We start from the raw sequence: 13,513 nt of genomic DNA, 5'->3' as shown, positions 1-13,513 counted from the left end.
GGAATGACCGGGCCCGCACCAGCGTTGACCTGGGTAAACGCTGTGAGGAGGACCCATGGTCGGGGACCGTGTGGAGATCGTCGTCGACGCCGGTGGCGCGACGCGGACGTGGGAGGTGGAGGCCACCCGGGCCGGGCGGCGCGTGGAGATCGCGCACGGCCGTGGCGTGGTGGAGGTCAGCGAGGTGACCCGGGGCGGGACGCCGGTGCGGACGGCGCGCTTCATGGCGTCGCGCGTGCTCGCGCTCGTCGAGCACCCGGCCGCTACCGCCCGCATGTCCGACGACGAGCCGCCGGCGCTGCCCCTCCCTCGTCCGGCCTAACCGCCGGAGAGATCGTCACGGAGAGCCTGGATCCCGGGGCCCGCGTCGCCCAGGATGTGATCGTGACCCCGGGTGTCCAGGACATGATCGCCGCCGCACGCCGGCCCGCCGAGGCCGTGCTGGAGCACGTCGGGCCCGGCAGCCAGATCGTCGCCAACTCGTCGAACGGTGATCCCGCGACCGTGCTGGACGCCCTCGAGGCCGCCGGCGACCGGCTGGACGGCGTGCGCGTGCACCAGATGCTCGCGCCGCGCCCGCGCCCGTCGATCGAGGGCAAGATCCCGGGGTTGCGGCACGTGTCGTGGTTCCTCTCCCCCGCGACGCGCGACGCGTTCCGCGCCGGGCACTGCGACCTGGTGCCCAACAACTTCAGCGACGTGCCGCGACTGATGCGCCGCTCCGTGCGGCCCGACCTCGTCATCGCCTCGGTGTCGCCGCCGGACCGCCACGGCTACTTCTCGCTCGGCACCGACGCCACCTACAGCGCGGCGTTCATCGGCGAGGTGCCGTTCTTCGTCGAGGTCAACGCGCGGATGCCGCGCACCTTCGGCGGCAACCAGCTCCACATCAGCGACGTCGTCGGCTGGTGCGAGGCGGACCGGGCGATGGCGGAGCTGCCCACCCCGGTCGCCACCGACCGGGACCGGGCGATCGCCGCGCTCGTCGCCGAGCGCATCCCCGACGGGGCGACGCTGCAGATCGGCATCGGGGCGGTGCCCGACATGGTGCTGGCGAGCCTGCACGGCCACCGGGAGCTCGGCGTGCACTCGGAGGTGTTCGGCACCGGCTTCGTCGACCTCGTCGAGGCGGGCGTCGTCACCGGCACCCGCAAGGCAACCCACCGCGGCAAGATCGTGACGACGTCCGCGCTCGGCAGCCAGCGGCTCTTCGACTTCATCGCGGACAACGGCGGCGTCGAGTTCCACCCGGTCGACCACACCAACGATCCGTGGAACATCGCCCGCGAACCGCTGATCCGGTCGGTGAACGCCACCCTCGAGGTCGACTTCCTCGGCCAGTGCGCCTCGGAGTCGCTCGGCAGCCAGTACTTCTCGTCGTCCGGCGGCCAGCCCGACTTCGCCCGCGGGGCGATCATGGCCGAGGACGGCGCCGCGTTCATCGTCCTGCACTCGGCCACCCACGACGACACCGTCTCCCGGATCGTCCCGCAGCTGCAGCCGGGCGCCGCGGTGACGACCTTCAAGAACATCGTCGACCACGTCGTCACCGAGTACGGGGTCGCCGAGCTGCGCGGCGCGTCGGTCGCCGAGCGCACCTCCCGGCTCATCGCGATCGCGCACCCGAACTTCCGCGACGAGCTCACCGCGCAGGCCCGGGCGATGGGGTACCTGTGACCGAGCCCGCGTGCGTCCCCCTCTCGGACGAGGACCGCGCGATCCTCGACCTCGAGTGCACCACCGTCGTCGGGCACGTCCTGCACGGGGCGGTGCTCGACGGCGAGCCGGTGACGGCCGCCGCGCTGCGCGAGCGGATCGCGGCCCGCCTGCCCGCCGCACCGGAGCTGCGCTACCGGCTCGCCGGCACGGCCGAGGAGCCCGTCTGGATCCCGGACACCGCGCTCGACCTCGACCGCCACGTCGTCGACGCCCCGGCCGGGCCCTATGACCACGCCGCGCTCTGCGCCCTGGTCGCCGAGCGCTTCGCCCAGCACCTCGACCGGGCGCGGCCGCTGTGGTCGATCGACGTGGCGCCGCTCGCCGGCGGCGGCACGGCGCTGCTCTGGCGCGTGCACCACGCGCTGGCCGACGGCGCGACGATGACCCGCCTGTCGCACACCGTGCTCTACGACGAGGGCCCGGTCGACGACGACGGGCGGCCCGCCACCGGCCCCGCCGTGTCGCCGCCCGCCACCGTGCGCGCCGACCACCGGCGCCGCCGCGAGCACCTCATGGCGGTGATCCGGCGCGAGTTCACGGTGGGCCCCTCGCGCTCACCGTTCGACGGCGAGATCAGCACGCGGCGCGGCGTCGCGTTCCTCGACACCGACCTCGGCGCCCTGCACGCCGCCGCCCGCTCGGTCGGCGCGACCGTCAACGACGCGTTCCTGGCGGTGCTCGCGGGCGGGCTGCGCCGCTGGCTCGACCACCACGCCGGCGCGGTGACCGACCTGCGCGTCCGGGTGCCGGTGAGCCTGCCGCGCGAGGACCCGTCGGCCGGCAACCGCGACTCGGCGTTCGACCTGCCGCTGCCGCTGCACGTCACCGACCCGCTCGAGCGCCTGCACGCGGTGCACGAGCTGACGACGTGCCGCAAGGACGCGGGCGACGCCGCGCGCCTCGACGAGCTGCTGCACCGCCTCGGGGAGGTCTCGCCGCCGCTGCGCCGCGTCGCCGACCGGCTGCGGGCCACCGCGCGGGCGTTCACCGTGAGCGTGTCCAACGTGCCCGGCCCGCGGGAGCCGGTCGCGGTGCTCGACCGCCGGGTCCGCGCGACCTGGCCGCTCGCCGAGATCGGGTTCCACCACGCGCTGCGGGTCACCGCCGCGTCGATGGTCGACGTGCTGTCGTTCGGCATCTGCGTCGACCCGGGCCTCGTCCCGGAGGTGGACGTGCTCGCCGACGGCCTGCGCGCCGAGGCCGACCTGCTCGTCACCGCCTGTCAGGCGAGCCCGGCCAGCCGGGACGCGGCCTCGCGGTAGCGGCTCACGGCCACGAGGTGCACGCCGTCGACGCCGGTGTCGCGCAGCGCCAGCGCGTGCTCGACGGCCGCGTCCACGCCCGCCGCGGGGTCCTCCGCCAGCGCCTCGGTCAGCCCCTCCGGCAGGTCGAGGTCCATGCCCTCGGCCACCCCGCGCGCCATCCGCGGACCGGTGGGCACGAGGACGCCCGCCCGGACCGGGCGTCCCAGGTCGGCGTGGCGCCCGAGCCAGCCGGCCACGGCGGGGATCGAGAACGTCGGGGCCAGCCACACGACGTCGGCGTCGCGCTTCCACCCGGGCAGGTCACGGTGCGGGGCGGCGACGACCCCGATCCGCAGGTCGGCGTCGTGCTCGGCCGCCAGCGCGCGGGCCTCGCGCAGCATCGCGCCGACGGTCAGCGGCCCGTCCTCGCGGTCGTCCTCGGGCCGGTCGCCGCGCAGCAGCAGGACCTCCCGGACGCCCAGCGCGAGCAGGCCGAGCAGGTCCCGGCGCAGGCCGAGGGTGTTGCGGTCGCGGGCGTTGAGCACCGCCACCGCCTCGTGGCCCCGCCGGCGCACCTCGGCGGCCACGACCAGCCCGGCGACGGCCGCCCGCGCCGTCGCGTTGTCGGGCACGAGGAACCGCGCCGCGACCGGCGCCAGCGCGTCGAGCTGCCGTCCGATCGGGGCGAGGTCGGGACGGTGCGGGACGTCGAGCTCGGCGGTGATGTCGAGGCTCACGAGACCTCGGTCAGCGCTCCCGTGTCCACGTCGTAGACGAAGCCGCGCACGGCGTCGGTGTGCACGAGGAACGGGCTGGAGCGCACCGCGGCGAGCGAGTCGCGGACGTCCTGCTCGGTGTCGGGGAACGTGCCCGGCGCCCAGCCGGGCCGCTGCCCGGTCTCGGCCTCGAGCTCGGCGACGAAGTCGTCGTCGGTGAACGTCGCCATGCCGCACTTGGTGTGGTGCAGGAGCACGACCTCCCGTGTCTGCAGCTTGCGCTGGCTGACCGCCAGCGAGCGCAGCACGTCGTCGGTGACGACGCCGCCGGCGTTGCGGATGACGTGGGCCTCGCCGTCGCCCAGGCCGAGCACGCGGTAGACGTCGAGACGCGCGTCCATGCACGCGACCACGGCCACCCCGCGCGACGGGGGTCCGGGCAGCCCTGGCTTGTCGAAGCCCTGGGCGAAGCTCCTGTTGGCGGCCACCATCTCGTCGGTCGCGGTCATGCCCGCATCCTGGCGAGACCCCCACCGCGGGCGCACGCCGGGGTGACCGGGATCCCTAGGCTCTGCGGCATGGCGCTCGCCTCCGTCCGCCCCGCGGCCCCCGACGACGCCCCGCTGATCGCGCGCGTGCAGCGCACGGTGTGGACCTCGGCCTACGCCGACATGCTCCCGCCCGGGGCCGTCGCGGGGTTCGACGAGGCCGCGGTGGCGGGCGGCTGGGCCGACCCGATCGCGGCGGGCGCGGTGTGGGTCGCCACCGAGGGCGACGCGCTGGTCGGCTTCTGCGCGGCCGGCCCGGCGACGCCCGACGACCTCGCCGACGCGGGGGGCGCGGTGCCCGACGACGCCGGGTCGGTCGCGGTCGTCGCGGCCCTGCTCGTCGAGCCGCGGTGGGGACGCCGCGGGCACGGCGGCCGGCTGCTCGTCGAGGCGGCCGCGGCGCTGCGGACGGCCGGCGCGACCCGGGCCGTCGCCTGGGTGCCCGAGCGCGACACCGCCTCCCGCCGCTTCTACGAGCGCGCCGGCTGGGACCCCGACGGCACCGTCCGCACCCTCGACGCGGGCGGGCGCCCCCTGCGCGAGATCCGGGTCGACGGCACGCTCGACCTCGAGTTCCGTCCCGAGCCGTCGCTCGACGACCTCGATCTGCCCCTGCTGAGCTGAGGAGCACCCGTGCTGATCGTCTACGGCTTCACCCGCGTCGCCGTGGTGGTGCGGCGGTGGTTCGAGATCTCCCCCGACGCGGTGACGGAGCACGGCGCGCGCATCGAGCTGCGGCTGCTCACCCCGCAGGAGCACCGGGGCAGCGAGTCGGCCGCGCAGCGCACCGTCGTCGACGCCGCGTTCTGGCGCGCCGACCTGTTCGACCGCCTCGACCGGCCCGCGGGCTCGTTCTCGGCCGCCCACGTCCACCCGTTCTTCGACGGCGACGAGCCCTCCGACCGTGTCTGGTCCACGGATCTCACGACCGACCCGTGGGGCTGGCTGGCCGCCCAGCTCGACGACGTCGGCGCCCGCCTGGAGGGTGCCGGGCTGGACCCGGCACTCGCGGCCGACGACGCCGACGACGTCCGGGCGGCCGTGCCGGCGATCGTGGCCGCGGCGCGGACGTTCGGTCCGGAGCACCGGATGTCACGCGACGAGGACTTCCGCCTCACCAAGGACGCCGCCGAGCGCGTGCGCCGGATGGTGGCGCTGATCCCCGAGGGCGTCGCGGTCGACCGGGAGTACCTCCGGCCGTGGCTCGATCAGGCCTGACCGAGGTCGAGGAGGGCGTCGAGACCGACGGTGAGGCCCGGGTGCTCGGCGACCCTCCGGCACGCCAGGAGCACCCCGGGCATGAAGGAGCTGCGGTGCAGGGAGTCGTGGCGCAGCGTGAACGTCTCGCCCTCCGAGCCCAGCAGGACCTCCTGGTGCGCGACGAGCCCGGCCATCCGCACGGCGTGCACCGGGATGCCGTCGACACGGGCGCCGCGGGCGCCGTCGGGGTCGTGGGTGGTGGCGTCCGGCCCCGCGCCGAGACCGGCGTCGGCGCGCGCGGCGGCGATCAGCTGCGCGGTACGGGTCGCGGTGCCCGACGGGGCGTCGGCCTTGCGCGGGTGGTGCAGCTCGATGACCTCGACCGAGTCGAAGAACCGCGACGCCTGCGCCGCGAAGCGCATCATCAGCACCGCACCGATGCCGAAGTTCGGCACGACCAGCACGGCCTGCCCCGGCCGCAGGCGGCCGCGGACGTCGTCGAGGACGTCGTCGGTCACGCCGCTCGTGCCCACGACGACGTGGAGGCCGGCGTCGACGCACCAGCGCAGGTTGTCGCCGACCGCCGACGGGTGGGTGAAGTCGACGACGACGTCGGCGGCGCGCAGCGCCTCCCGGTCGTCGCCCACATCGACGCGGGCCACCAGCTCGAGGTCCTCGGCGCCCTCGACGGCACCGCACGCCTCGGCACCCATACGGCCCCGGGCACCCAGGACACCGACCTTGACCACTACGAGATCATCTCCTGCACCTCGCCCGGCAGCTCGTCGACGTCACCGTAGGGCCCGACGACGGCCGCGACGCGCGGGCCGGTGAGCAGCTCGGACGCGAGCGCCGCGACCTGCTCGGCGTCGACGGCGTCGATGCGGTCGAGGGTGCCGGCGAGGTCGGTGGCGCGGTCCAGGCCGCCGTGGTCGAGCTCGCGGCGCCCGAGGCGGGTCATGCGGGCCGAGGTCTCCTCGAGACCCAGCACCAGCTCGCCGCGCAGCTGCCCGCGGGCGCGGGCCAGCTCGGGGGCGGTGACGCCGTGGGCGGCGAGGTCGCCGAGCTCGGCCGAGACGACCGCCGCGGCCGCGCCGAGCCGCTCGGGCGCGCACCCGACGTAGACCGCCAGCGTGCCCGTGTCGGTGTAGCCGGTGGTCGCGGAGTACACCGAGTACGCGAGCCCGCGCTGCTCGCGGACCTGCTGGAACAGCCGCGAGCTCATGCCGCCGCCGAGGACGGTGGACAGCACCTGCAGCGCCGGCCAGCGCTCGTCCGCGCGCCGCAGCGAGGGCACGCCGAGCATGAGGTGGGCCTGCTCGGTGTCCTCGTCGCGGACGGCCAGGCGGTCCGCCGGGTCGGCGGGGAGGGCCCCGGCCGGGCGGCGCCACGGGTCCGTGCCGCCGGTGAGCCGGGCGCCGTAGGCCTCCGTCACCGCCGCCAGCACGTCCGCGTGCGCGACGTTGCCGGCCACGGCCAGCACCGAGCGCGACGGGACGTAGTGGCGGGCGTGGAAGTCGGCGAGACGGTCGCGGGTCATGCCCCGCACCGACTCCTCGGTGCCGATCACCGGCAGGCCGAGCGGGTGCTCGCCGAACAGCAGCGCGTCGAAGTCGTCGGCCAGGAGGTCCTCGGGGTCCTCGTCACGGCCGGCGATCTCGGAGAGCACCACGTCGCGCTCGAGCTCGACGTCCCCCGCGGCCATCACCGCGTCGAGGACGACGTCGCCGAGCACGTCCACCGCGAGCGGCATGTCCCGGTCGAGGACGTGCGCGTAGAAGCAGGTGTGCTCCTTGCCGGTGAACGCGTTGAGGTCGCCGCCGACGGCGTCGATCTCCTCCGCGATCGCCCGGGCCGAGCGCCGCCGCGTGCCCTTGAACAGCAGGTGCTCGAGGTAGTGCGCGGCGCCGTGCGTCCCGGCGCCGCTGCCCGGCTCGTCGCGCGAGCCGACCTCGACCCACAGCCCGACCGACGCCGACCGCGCGCCGGCGACGTGCTCGGTGACCACCCGCAGGCCCCCGGGCAGCACGGTGCGTGCCACGCCGGGGGCCGGGTGGTCGGCCTCCACCTGGAAGGCATCGAGAGCCGTCCCGATGGTCGAGCTGCGCTGCCCTATCGGCGTGCTCCCCTCGACGTCTCCGGTCACGCCTGGGTGCCGCCCCCGATGGCACCGGTGACGGCGCCCGAGGTGGCGGCCGGGGCGGGCTCGGCGTCGGCGACCGGGGCCTCCGCACCGTTCCCGTTCTCGGAGGGCGCGGCCGCCGCGTCCTCCTCCTTGACCGGGATCAGGCTGATCTTGCCACGGTTGTCGATGTCGGTGATCTCGACGCGCAGCTTGTCGCCGACGTTGACGACGTCCTCGACCTTGCCGATGCGCTTGCCGCCGCCCAGCTTCGAGATGTGGACGAGGCCGTCGCGGCCCGGCAGCAGCGAGACGAACGCGCCGAACGCGGCGGTCTTGACGACCGTCCCGAGGAAGCGCTCGCCGATCTTCGGCAGCTGCGGGTTGGCGATCGCGTTGATGCGGTCGATCGCGGCCTGGGCGCTGGGCCCGTCGGCGGCACCGACGTAGATCGTGCCGTCGTCCTCGATGGAGATGTCGGCGCCGGTCTCCTCGGTGATCGAGTTGATCATCTTGCCCTTCGGGCCGATGACCTCGCCGATCTTGTCGACCGGCACCTTCACCGTGGTGATGCGCGGCGCGTACTCGCTCATCTCGTCCGGGGCGTCGATGGCCTCGGCCATGACGTCGAGGATCGCGAGGCGGGCACCCTTGGCCTGCGTGAGCGCCTTGCCGAGCACCTCGGACGGGATGCCGTCGAGCTTGGTGTCGAGCTGCAGCGCGGTCACGAAGTCCTTCGTGCCGGCGACCTTGAAGTCCATGTCACCGAACGCGTCCTCGGCGCCGAGGATGTCGGTGAGGGCGACGAAGGTCTCCTTGCCGTCCACCTCGCCCGAGACGAGGCCCATCGCGATGCCCGCGACCGGCGCCTTGAGCGGCACACCGGCGTTGAGCAGCGACATCGTCGAGGCGCAGACCGAGCCCATCGACGTCGAGCCGTTGGAGCCCAGCGCCTCGGAGACCTGCCGGATCGCGTAGGGGAACTCCTCGCGCGTCGGCAGGACCGGGACCAGCGCGCGCTCGGCGAGCGCGCCGTGGCCGATCTCGCGGCGCTTGGGCGAGCCGACGCGGCCGGTCTCGCCGGTGGAGAACGGCGGGAAGTTGTAGTGGTGCATGTACCGCTTGGTGGTCTCCGGGCCGAGCGAGTCGATCGTCTGCTCGAGCCGGAGCATGTTCAGCGTGGTGACGCCCAGGATCTGGGTCTCGCCGCGCTCGAACAGCGCCGAGCCGTGCGCCCGCGGGATCACCTCGACCTCGGCGGCCAGCGGCCGGATGTCCGTGGTGCCGCGGCCGTCGATGCGGAAGCCGTCGCGCAGGATCCGCTGGCGGACGGTCTTCTTGGTCAGCGAGCGGAACGCCTCGCCGATCTCCTTCTCGCGGCCCTCGAACTTCTCGCCGAGCTCCGAGACCAGGCGGTCCTTGATGGCGTCCTGGGCGTCGTCGCGCTCGTGCTTGCCGGCGATCGACATGGTCGCGTCGAGGTCGGAGCCGACGGCCGACTCGACCGCGGCGTAGACGTCGTCCTGGTACGGCGGGAACGTCGGGTAGTCCTTCGTCGTCACACCCGTGGCGACGTAGAGCTCCTTCTGGGCCTCGCACAGGGTGCGGATGAACGGCTTGGCCGCCTCCATGCCCTGCGCGACGATCTCCTCGGTGGGCGCCTGGGCACCCTCGCCGATGAGGCCGATCGCGCGGTCGGTGGCCTCGGCCTCGACCATCGCGATCGCGACGTCGGAGCCGTCGGCGGTGACCGAGCCGGCGATCACCATGTCGAACACGGCGTCGTGGAGCTGCTCCCAGGTCGGGAACGCGACCCACTGTCCGTTGATCAGCGCGACCCGCGTCGCCCCGATCGGCCCGTCGAAGGGCAGGCCGGAGATCTGGGTGGACGCCGACGCGGCGTTGATCGCCAGGACGTCGTAGGGGTCCTTCGGGTCCAGGCTCTGGACCGTGATGACGACCTGGACCTCGTTGCGCAGGCCGGCGGTGAACGTCGGGCGCAGCGGGCGGTCGATGAGCCGGCAGGTGAGGATCGCGTCGGTCGACGGGCGGCCCTCGCGGCGGAAGAACGAGCCGGGGATCCGGCCCGCGGCGTACATGCGCTCCTCGACGTCCACCGTCAGCGGGAAGAAGTCGAAGTTGTCCTTCGGCCGCTTCGAGGCGGTCGTCGCGGACAGGAGCATCGTGTCGTCGTCCAGGTAGGCGACGACGGCGCCGGCCGCCTGACGGGCCAGCCGGCCCGTCTCGAAGCGGACGGTGCGGGTGCCGTAGGCACCGTTGTCCAGGACCGCGGTGGTCTCGTGGACACCCGAGTCTGTCTCGGTCATGAAGGGTTCTCCTCTGCGAGGCCCCTACCGCGCCCCGACCACGGCGGTCGTGCCACGCGGCCGGTCTTCGATCGAAGCCCCGGGACGCCTCTGCGTCCCGGGGCCACTACCGAGGACCGGACGACGCGCGGGCAGCCCGGTGACGTGGCGGGTGGCGGTGGGGCCGGATACGGGTTCTGCGCACGCCGACGCGCCGACCGGCGTCGTGGCCGGCCGGCGCGGGGCGTGCGCGGGGTTCAGGTGGGCCTTCTCAGCGGCGCAGCCCCAGCCGCTCGATGAGCGAGCGGTAGCGGGCCACGTCGACGGAGGCGACGTACTTCAGCAGGCGACGGCGACGCCCGACCAGCAGCAGGAGGCCGCGGCGGGAGTGGTGGTCGTGCTTGTGCATCTTCAGGTGCTCGGTGAGCCGCACGATGCGCTGCGTCAGCAGCGCGACCTGCGCCTCGGGCGACCCGGTGTCGGTGTCGTGCACGCCGTACTCGGCGAGGGTCGCCTTCTTCTGCTCGGTGGTCAGTGCCACGGGGGTGGTGCTCCTCTTGTTCCGTCGGTGCCGTGACGTCCGGCGGCACCCACCACGACGGATCATGGATGCGGGCGACGCACGCTCGCGGGGGTCCGGGACCACCCGCCGCCCGGCCACCACGGACCGCAGCCGGACGAATCGCTTCCCAGTGTACCGAGGGGTCCGCCGCCGCTCCCGGCGGGCCGGACGACGCGTCAGGCCTGGCCGGCGGCGCGGCGCAGCAGCCCCGCGAGGGAGGGGAAGCCCCGGTCGAGCGTGTCCGCGGCGCGGGCCAGCTCCTCGGGGCCGGCCACCGTGCGCAGGACGTCGTAGGACTCGCTCCCCCGGTCCGGCCGCTCGCTGCGCGGCTGGGCGGCGCGGACCTCCGCGAGCAGGGGCGCCACGTGCTGCGCCGACCCCGCGACCACCCGCGCCTCGAGCATCTCGAGGCGCCCCAGCACCGCCGGCGACCCGATCTTGGCCCGGCGCCCGCTCATCAGCTGGGAGAGCATCGGCGAGCTGACGCCGAGGGTCTCGGCCAGCACCGCCTGCGAGACGTCGAGCGCCGCGAGCAGGCGGCGCAGCCGGTCGCCCAGCGGCTCGCCGTAGAGGCGGCGCTGGAGCTCGCGGTTGCGCCGCACGGCCTCCGCATCGCGCACGGCCACCCTCCCCTCCCGCCCCCGCGTCCGGTCCCGTCGGCGATCGTGGCAGGCACGCGACGGCGGTGGGTGCGGTTCGGGGAAGGTCAGACGCCGAGGACCTCGCGGGTACGGGCGACGTCGCCGTCCATGGTGGTGATGAGCTCCTCGATCGAGTCGAAGCGCTCCATGCCGCGCACGCGCTCGACGAAGTCGACCGCGACGCGGGCGCCGTAGAGGTCCTCGTGGGTGTCCAGCACGAACGCCTCGACGGTGCGCTGGCGGCCCGAGAACGTCGGGTTGGTGCCCACCGACGTCGCCGCCGCGTACACCCGGCCGCCGTGGTGGAACCAGCACGCGTAGACGCCGTCGGCCGGGATCGCGGCGTGCTCGCCGCAGTCGACGTTGGCCGTCGGGTAGCCGAGCTCGCGACCGCGCTGGTCGCCGCGGACCACGACGCCCTCGAGACGGTGCGGGCGGCCCAGCGCCTCGGCGGCGGCGCGGACGTCGCCGGCGCTGATGCAGGCGCGGATGTAGGTCGAGGAGAACGTCACCGTCGACCCGGCGGGCGCCGACGCCTCGGTCACCAGGTCGACGCCCTCGGCGGCGAAGCCGAAGCGCTGCCCGAGGCGCTCGAGCTCCCCCACGTCGCCGGCCGCGCGGTAGCCGTAGGTGAAGTTCCGCCCGACCACGACCATCGCGGCGTGCAGGCGGTCGACGAGCAGCTCGTGCACGAACTCGTCGGGCGCCACCCGTGCCAGCTCGGCGGTGAAGGGCAGCACCCAGAACGCGTCGACGCCCAGCTCGGCGACCAGCTCGGCGCGCCGCGTGAGCGACGTCAGCCGCGCCGGGTGTGTGCCGGGGCGCAGCACCGACGCCGGGTGCGGGTCGAACGTGATCAGCACGACCGGCAGGCCGAGGACCCGCCCGTGCTCCACGGCGCGCGCGATGAGCTGCTGGTGGCCGCGGTGCACGCCGTCGAACACGCCGATGGTCACGACGCACCGACCCCAGCCCGACGGCACCCCGTCGAGTCCCCGCCAGCGTTGCACGGCGGCGAGCCTACGGGCGGTGCCCGCGATCACGCCGTGTCGAGGGGGCGTGCGGCGGGTGACGTCACGCCGGCGCTCATGCGGGGGCCAGGACCAGCACCGGGCGGGCGGCGCCCCGGTCGTCGGCGACGAGGCCGATCACGTGCCCGTCCGGGCCGAACACGCCGACGGTGCCCGGCCCGCCGCCGGCCGGGAGCGGACGGCCGTGGGCGAGGCCGGCCGCCTCGTCGGCGTCGGCGTCGCGGCGCGGGAAGGCCGTGGCGACCGCGGTGTCGAGGTCGAGCGACAGCGACGCCCGGCCGTCGGCCTCCTCCTCCGCGGCGAGGGTCTCGATCGTGCGGGCGTGCGCGAGCGTGAACGGCCCGACGCGGGTGCGGCGCAGCGCGGTGAGGTGCCCCCCGACGCCCAGGCCCGCCCCGAGGTCGCGGGCCAGCGCGCGGACGTAGGTGCCCGACGAGCAGTCGACGAGCACGTCGAGGTCCCGGAACGGGCCGTCGGTGCGGGCGGCGAGGACGTCGAAGCGGTGCACGGTCACCGGGCGGGCCGCGAGCTCGACCTCCTCCCCCGCGCGGGCGCGCTCGTAGGCGCGGCGGCCGTCGACCCTGATCGCCGAGACGCTGCTCGGGACCTGGTCGATCGCGCCGGTCAGCGCGGCGACCCCGTCGGCGATCGCCCGCTCGCCCAGGCCGGCCGTGTCGGCGGGGTCGCCGACGGCCTCGCCCTCGGCGTCGTCGGTCGTGGTGGCGAGGCCGAGCCGGACCGTCGCGAGGTAGGTCTTGGTGTCCAGGGCGAGGTGGCCGAGGAGCTTCGTCGCGCGCTCGACGCCGAGCACCAGCACGCCGGTGGCCATCGGGTCGAGCGTCCCGGCGTGGCCCACCTTGCGGGTGCCGACGAGACGCCGCGCGCGGCCGACGACGTCGTGCGAGGTCCACCCCGCCGGCTTGTCGACCACCAGGAGACCCGGCGGCGGGGGCTCACGCCGCGATCGCTGACCCTGTCCGGACACGGCGGCCCATCATGCCCGGTGGGGCTCGACGACCACGACCTCGCCCGGCACGGGCGGGGCCGCCAGGGCGGCCGGGGCGGCGTCCAGCCCGATCCGGCGGGTGACCAGACGCGCGGGGTCGAGCCGCCCGCCGGCGACGAGCGCGGTGAGGCGCGGGTAGTCGGCCGCGGCCATGCCGTGGCTGCCCAGCAGCGCGAGCTCGCGGGCGACCACGTCGGGGACCGGGACGGTCGGCTCGGCGGCCAGCAGCCCGACCTGCACGAGCGTGCCCTGGCGGCGCAGGGCCCGGACGCCGAGCGCGAGCGAGTCCGCCCGCCCGGCCGCCTCCACCGCGACGCGCGCGCCGCCGTCGCCGATCGCCTCCCGCAGCGCCTCCGCGTCGACGGCCGGGTCGAGGCCGGCGCCGACGACGAGCACGAGGCCGCGCTCGCGGCCGAGC

Annotated in this window: 15 protein-coding genes; 5 read left to right on the top strand and 10 right to left on the bottom strand. The window is 75.3% G+C overall.

Translation table 11 applies throughout. The annotated features are described in order from the left end of the window. Nucleotides 1-55: 55 nt before the first annotated feature. The 3 genes from ABD994_RS14055 to ABD994_RS14045 all read left to right on the top strand — a co-directional run bounded on the left by ABD994_RS14055 (nucleotide 56) and on the right by ABD994_RS14045 (nucleotide 2,981). A complete protein-coding gene (locus ABD994_RS14055) occupies nucleotides 56-322 on the top strand; it encodes a hypothetical protein (protein WP_345415471.1) in 267 nt (88 codons plus the stop codon). Nucleotides 323-384: 62 nt separating this feature from the next. Then, nucleotides 385-1,677, top strand: a complete 1,293-nt coding sequence (locus tag ABD994_RS14050; protein ID WP_345415468.1) for an acetyl-CoA hydrolase/transferase family protein — start codon at nucleotides 385-387, stop codon at nucleotides 1,675-1,677. Next, nucleotides 1,674-2,981, top strand: a complete 1,308-nt coding sequence (locus ABD994_RS14045; RefSeq protein WP_345415465.1) for a wax ester/triacylglycerol synthase domain-containing protein — start codon at nucleotides 1,674-1,676, stop codon at nucleotides 2,979-2,981. Before ABD994_RS14050 ends, ABD994_RS14045 begins: the two co-directional genes overlap by 4 nt. On the opposite strand, the gene ABD994_RS14040 is transcribed toward ABD994_RS14045, so the two are convergent. Beyond that, nucleotides 2,942-3,700, bottom strand: a complete 759-nt coding sequence (locus tag ABD994_RS14040) for a hypothetical protein (RefSeq protein ID WP_345415462.1) — start codon at nucleotides 3,698-3,700, stop codon at nucleotides 2,942-2,944. The two genes, ABD994_RS14045 and ABD994_RS14040, sit on opposite strands and share 40 nt — an antisense overlap. Further along, a complete protein-coding gene (locus ABD994_RS14035; protein WP_345415459.1) occupies nucleotides 3,697-4,188 on the bottom strand; it encodes a beta-class carbonic anhydrase in 492 nt (163 codons plus the stop codon). Before ABD994_RS14035 ends, ABD994_RS14040 begins: the two co-directional genes overlap by 4 nt. Before the next feature lie 69 nt (nucleotides 4,189-4,257). Here ABD994_RS14035 and ABD994_RS14030 point away from each other — a divergent pair, with 69 nt between their 5' ends. After that, nucleotides 4,258-4,851 carry a GNAT family N-acetyltransferase gene (locus tag ABD994_RS14030; RefSeq protein WP_345415456.1) on the top strand — a complete coding sequence of 198 codons (594 nt, stop codon included), beginning with the start codon at nucleotides 4,258-4,260 and terminating at the stop codon, nucleotides 4,849-4,851. 9 nt (nucleotides 4,852-4,860) lie between these two features. Continuing rightward, nucleotides 4,861-5,445 (top strand): hypothetical protein, encoded by a 585-nt coding sequence (locus ABD994_RS14025; RefSeq protein ID WP_345415454.1) that lies wholly within the window; start codon nucleotides 4,861-4,863, stop codon nucleotides 5,443-5,445. On the opposite strand, the gene dapB is transcribed toward ABD994_RS14025, so the two are convergent. The 8 genes from dapB to ABD994_RS13985 form a co-directional block, all read right to left on the bottom strand. Next, nucleotides 5,436-6,176 (bottom strand): 4-hydroxy-tetrahydrodipicolinate reductase, encoded by a 741-nt coding sequence (dapB, locus tag ABD994_RS14020; protein ID WP_345415451.1) that lies wholly within the window; start codon nucleotides 6,174-6,176, stop codon nucleotides 5,436-5,438. The two genes, ABD994_RS14025 and dapB, sit on opposite strands and share 10 nt — an antisense overlap. Continuing rightward, the gene (locus ABD994_RS14015) at nucleotides 6,176-7,468 is read right to left on the bottom strand and encodes a M16 family metallopeptidase (RefSeq protein WP_345415448.1); all 1,293 of its coding nucleotides are present in this window, start codon (nucleotides 7,466-7,468) and stop codon (nucleotides 6,176-6,178) included. Before ABD994_RS14015 ends, dapB begins: the two co-directional genes overlap by 1 nt. 101 nt (nucleotides 7,469-7,569) lie before the next feature. Next, nucleotides 7,570-9,876 carry a polyribonucleotide nucleotidyltransferase gene (locus tag ABD994_RS14010; protein WP_345415445.1) on the bottom strand — a complete coding sequence of 769 codons (2,307 nt, stop codon included), beginning with the start codon at nucleotides 9,874-9,876 and terminating at the stop codon, nucleotides 7,570-7,572. Between the two features lie 250 nt (nucleotides 9,877-10,126). Beyond that, nucleotides 10,127-10,396: a 30S ribosomal protein S15 gene (gene rpsO, locus ABD994_RS14005; RefSeq protein ID WP_345415442.1), complete on the bottom strand. Its 270-nt coding sequence runs from the start codon at nucleotides 10,394-10,396 to the stop codon at nucleotides 10,127-10,129. Between the two features lie 197 nt (nucleotides 10,397-10,593). After that, nucleotides 10,594-11,037, bottom strand: coding sequence for a helix-turn-helix domain-containing protein (locus ABD994_RS14000; protein WP_345415439.1), 444 nt, complete (start codon nucleotides 11,035-11,037; stop codon nucleotides 10,594-10,596). An 86-nt stretch (nucleotides 11,038-11,123) separates the two neighbouring features. Further along, complete coding sequence (locus ABD994_RS13995) at nucleotides 11,124-12,068, bottom strand: bifunctional riboflavin kinase/FAD synthetase (RefSeq protein ID WP_345415436.1); 945 nt, start codon at nucleotides 12,066-12,068, stop codon at nucleotides 11,124-11,126. A gap of 76 nt (nucleotides 12,069-12,144) precedes the next feature. Beyond that, entirely contained in the window at nucleotides 12,145-13,074 is a 930-nt protein-coding gene (gene truB, locus ABD994_RS13990) for a tRNA pseudouridine(55) synthase TruB (RefSeq protein ID WP_345415434.1), read from the bottom strand. A 9-nt stretch (nucleotides 13,075-13,083) separates the two neighbouring features. After that, on the bottom strand, nucleotides 13,084-13,513 hold a 430-nt coding region (locus tag ABD994_RS13985; protein ID WP_345415432.1), incomplete at its 5' end, for a zinc-binding dehydrogenase.

It is taken from the genome of Actinomycetospora chlora (genome assembly GCF_039542135.1).
Taxonomy (GTDB): Bacteria; Actinomycetota; Actinomycetes; order Mycobacteriales; family Pseudonocardiaceae; genus Actinomycetospora; species Actinomycetospora chlora.
This window is presented reverse-complemented; position numbering and strand designations above follow the sequence as displayed.